The 3,898-nt window shown below is 74.6% G+C and carries 5 protein-coding genes; 4 read left to right on the top strand and 1 reads right to left on the bottom strand.

The features are described from left to right. The 4 genes from VR45_RS17960 to VR45_RS17970 form a co-directional block, all read left to right on the top strand. On the top strand, positions 1-973 hold a 973-nt coding region (locus VR45_RS17960; RefSeq protein ID WP_159394246.1), incomplete at its 5' end, for an AMP-binding protein. After that, positions 880-1,089, top strand: coding sequence for an acyl carrier protein (locus VR45_RS46985; RefSeq protein WP_052709178.1), 210 nt, complete (start codon positions 880-882; stop codon positions 1,087-1,089). The genes VR45_RS17960 and VR45_RS46985, both read left to right, overlap by 94 nt. Continuing rightward, a complete protein-coding gene (locus VR45_RS17965; RefSeq protein ID WP_045940796.1) occupies positions 1,083-2,465 on the top strand; it encodes a peptide ligase PGM1-related protein in 1,383 nt (460 codons plus the stop codon). The genes VR45_RS46985 and VR45_RS17965 overlap by 7 nt, the downstream gene beginning before the upstream one ends. A 114-nt stretch (positions 2,466-2,579) precedes the next feature. Then, positions 2,580-2,819, top strand: a complete 240-nt coding sequence (locus VR45_RS17970; protein WP_159394247.1) for a phosphopantetheine-binding protein — start codon at positions 2,580-2,582, stop codon at positions 2,817-2,819. 118 nt (positions 2,820-2,937) lie between these two features. On the opposite strand, the gene VR45_RS17975 is transcribed toward VR45_RS17970, so the two are convergent. Further along, on the bottom strand, positions 2,938-3,753 hold the full coding sequence (locus VR45_RS17975) for a class I SAM-dependent methyltransferase (protein ID WP_045940798.1): 816 nt from the start codon (positions 3,751-3,753) through the stop codon (positions 2,938-2,940). Positions 3,754-3,898 lie beyond the last annotated feature (145 nt).

Below are 3,898 nucleotides of genomic sequence, written 5' to 3' on the forward strand. Positions count from 1 at the left end.
CGAGCGGCTCGCCGCCGCCGGGGCCACCGTGCTGCACTGCACCCCGACCGTCTTCCGGCACCTGACCGGCGACCTCGCCGAGGACGCGGCGCGCCACGAGGCCACGCTCGGGACCGTCCGGGTCGTGGTGCTCGGCGGCGAGGAGGCCGGCCAGCACGACCTGCGCCGCTTCCTCAGGGCCTTCCCCGACGGCAGCGCCCTGGTCAACGGCCTCGGCCCGACCGAGTGCACCCTGGTCGCCCAGCACCTCGCCGGCCGGGCCGACCTCGGCGGCGGCGCCCTCCCGGTGGGCGGTCCGGTCGAAGGGGTGCGGATCCGGCTCGTCGACGCGGACGGGCACCCCACCGAACTCCGCGGCGAGCTGGAGGTCCGCGGCGAGCGGGTGGCCGCCGGCTACTGGGACCAGCCCGAGGTCACCGCCGGGGTGTTCGGCACCGCGCCGGACGGCACGCGGTTCTACCGCACCGGCGACCTGGTGCGGCGCCGCGCCGACGGGGCGCTGGTGTTCCTGGGCCGCCGGGACCGGCAGATCAAGATCCGCGGCCACCGGATCGAGCCCGGGGAGATCGAGGCGGTGCTCCGCGGCCACCCCACGGTCGCGGAGGCCGTGCTGACCGTCGACACCCGGCGGCCGACGACCCGGCTGGTCGCCTACGTGACCCCGGCGACGGCCTTCCCGCCGGACGCCGAGGAGTTGGGACGCTACCTGGCCCGCACCCTGCCCGAGCACGCCGTGCCCTGGCGGGTGGTCGCCCTGGAGCGGCTGCCGCTCGGCCCGACCGGCAAGCTCGACCGCTCCGCGACCGCTCCGCGCTGCCCGCGCCGGAGGAGGCCCCGGCCGACACCGGCGACGCCCCGAACACCCCGACCGAGCGGGCGGTGGCCGACGTCTGGTGCCGGGTCCTCGGCATCCCGTCGGCGCGCCTGCACAGCAACTTCATCGCCAGCGGCGGGGATTCGATCCAGCTGCTGACCCTGCTCGCCGAACTCCAGGCCGAACTCGGCGTCGAACTGGACCTCCTGGAGATCCTCGCCGCCCCCACCGTCGCCACCATGGCCCACCTGATCGAACGGGAGAACCGATGCTGATCCTGCCCAGCGCGCGGCCCGCGCGGACGGCCGCCCGGACCGGGCACTCCACCCGCGTCCTCATCGGCAACGACTTCAGCGAGGACGTGCGCACCGACCGGGGCTGGACCGGCTGGTGGGTGCAGCGGATCGCCTGGTTCGCCGAGGACGGCGACGTCCTCGTCCTGCCAGTGCGCCCCGAGGAGGAGTTCCTCGACTACGTGACCTCGTTGACCGGCGTGCGGCGGGAGAGCCTGACGGTCGTCGTGCCGCCGGCCCACGCCGGCAGCGAGGGCACCCTCTCCCCCGCCCGCCTGGCCGACCCGGAGTTCGTCGAGGCGCTCGAACTGGCCGTCGGCGAGCGGGAGGTGACCCATCTGTCCGCCCTGTGGCCGGACGCGGCGGTGGCCCGCCTGGCCGCCGCCCTCGGCCTGCGGGACGCGATGCCGGGCCACGGCTTCGTGGACCAGGCGGGCGGTGTGATGGTCAACAGCAAGTCGGCCTTCCGGACCGTCGCGGGCGGCGCGGGAGTGCCGATGCCGGAGGGCGCCGTCCTGGTCAGCCCCCAGGTCGCCGAGGAGGCGATCATGGACCTGCTCGGCGGCGGCCCGGTGATGGTCAAGCACGACTTCCTCTCCGGCGGGCGCGGCAACGAGATCCTGACGACGGGCGAGAGCTTCCGCCCGATCGGCGCCCGCCGGGTGATCACCGTGGCCGGCCGCGAGGACGTGCGGTCCTACCTGCGGGAGCGGTGGGAGTGGCTGACCGCCGGCGGCCGGGGGCGGCCGGTCGCGGAGCGCTACGTGCGCGACAGCTCCGCGTTCTTCTCCGAGTTCCTCCTGACCGAGGAGGGCGTGGAGCTGACCGGGGACGGCGAACTGCTCTCCGCCCCCTACGCGGTCGGGCAGATCATGCCGTCCCAGGGCCTGGAACCGGAGGTGCTCGACCGGATCGTCACCGGCGGCCGCCGGCTGGCCGAGGCGCTGCACGCGATCGGCTACCGGGGCGTCCTGGGCCCGGACGCGATCGTGACCCCGGACCGCGAGGTGCTCTTCACTGAGTACAACGGCCGGGTCACCGGCTCCACCCACATCTACGGCCGGATCGGCGGGATCGTGGTGGGCGAGGGCTTCGGCAAGGACCGGATCATCCTCGAACGGGTGTGGCCGGAGGGCTGGGCGACCACCTCGTTCGCGGCCGCCCTCGCCGCCGTGGAGAGCGCCGGTCTCCGCTACGACCCGGGCACCCGCACCGGGATCGTGCTGACCAACGCCTTCGACGGCAACAACGGAGTCATGTACTGCATCGTGGCCGAGGACCTGGCCTCCGCCTGGGCCTGCGACCGGGCGCTGAAGCCGGTGTTCGCGGTCGCGGGTCCGGCCGGTTCCCCGGCGTGAATCCCCGCGCTTCCTCGGCGGATTCGTCCCACCTGGTGTTCCCCATGGAATGTCCCGCCACCTCCGGCGGGACTTCTCCCCAGCATGCCTACCGGCAGTCAGGAGACGTGTGACGTGGCAGATGTGAACAGCCGCCTGGCGGCACTGTGGACCGAGCTCCTCGGATGCGAGGACGTCACCGAGGACACGGACTTCTTCGAGTCCGGCGGTACGTCCGTCGTGGCCGTCTATCTCGCGGCCGAGATCCAGGACCAGCTGCGGATCGAGATCGACGCGATCGAGATCGTCACCCACCGGACGTTCGGCGAACTCGCCGCGCTCGTCGGCGGGCGGACACCCGAGGAAGTGGCCTGACCCCTCGGAGTGCGATGAACCACCGGCCGGGCCGAAGAATTCGGCCCGGCCGGCCCGGGGAACGCGCCCCGGCCGGTCCGGGGAACGCGCCCCGGTCAGGCCGGGGAACAGGCCCCGGTCAGGCCGGGCGGGCCGAGGGCCGGTGCCCCCAGGCGGTGAGCATGCCGGCCGCCAGGGCGGCGCAGTCCTCGGAGTCCAGGTAGCGAACCGCCTCGTCCACCGCCGCGTCGTCGACCAGACCGGTGGCGAGCATCGCGGCCCGGCTCCGCTCCCAGGTGTCCGCCCAGAACCGGCTGATCGGGCTGCCCGGCAGCAGCGGCGGTACGTGGATCTCGGCGCCGACGCGTTCGAGCCCCGCCGCGCGCAGCAGTTGCGGGTACGACGGCACGCGGGAGACATCGGTGCCGATGGTGGCGCGCAGCCCCTGCCACATCGCCCGCATCGCCGTGCTGTACGGGGTGCGGGGCACCCGGTCGCCGGTCAGGTCGACCGCGTCGCTGAGCACCAGCACCCCGCCCGGCTCGACGAGTCGGGCCAGCGCCCGGACCAGCCGCTCGCGGTCGGGCAGGTGCATCAGCACGAAGCGCGCGTGGACCAGCCGGAACCGGCCGGGGGCGAAGTCCGGGGCGGTGATGTCGGCCTCCCGCACCTCCAGCCCGGGCACGGCCCGCTCGGCGAGGAAGCGCACATCGCGGTCCACGGCCAGCACTTCCGCCACTCCGGCCTCGTCCAGCAGCCGGCGGGAGACCGTTCCGGTACCGGCGCCGATGTCGAGGCAGCGCCACCCGGGGCCGACCCCGAGGGCGTGCAGTCGGGCCATGGTGACCTCGTCGTAGGCGAGGGCGCCGAAGTCGATCCGCTCGCCCTCCCCCGCCTGCTCCGGCCGGAACACCGCCTCGCCGTAGCGCCCTTCGCCCCGCCGGTCCCCCGTCATGCGTGCTCCCCGCTTACCCGGGAGCCACCGGCCGGGCCAGGGACGGGAGGCAACGGATCGTCGAACAGTTCCACGGCAGGGCCTTTCGCTCACGGGACCGGCGGACCGGCCGTCCCGGCCGACCACCCCGCCGATCCTCCCCCGT

This window comes from Streptomyces sp. NRRL S-495 (assembly GCF_000966955.1).
GTDB lineage: Bacteria > Actinomycetota > Actinomycetes > Streptomycetales > Streptomycetaceae > Kitasatospora > Kitasatospora purpeofusca.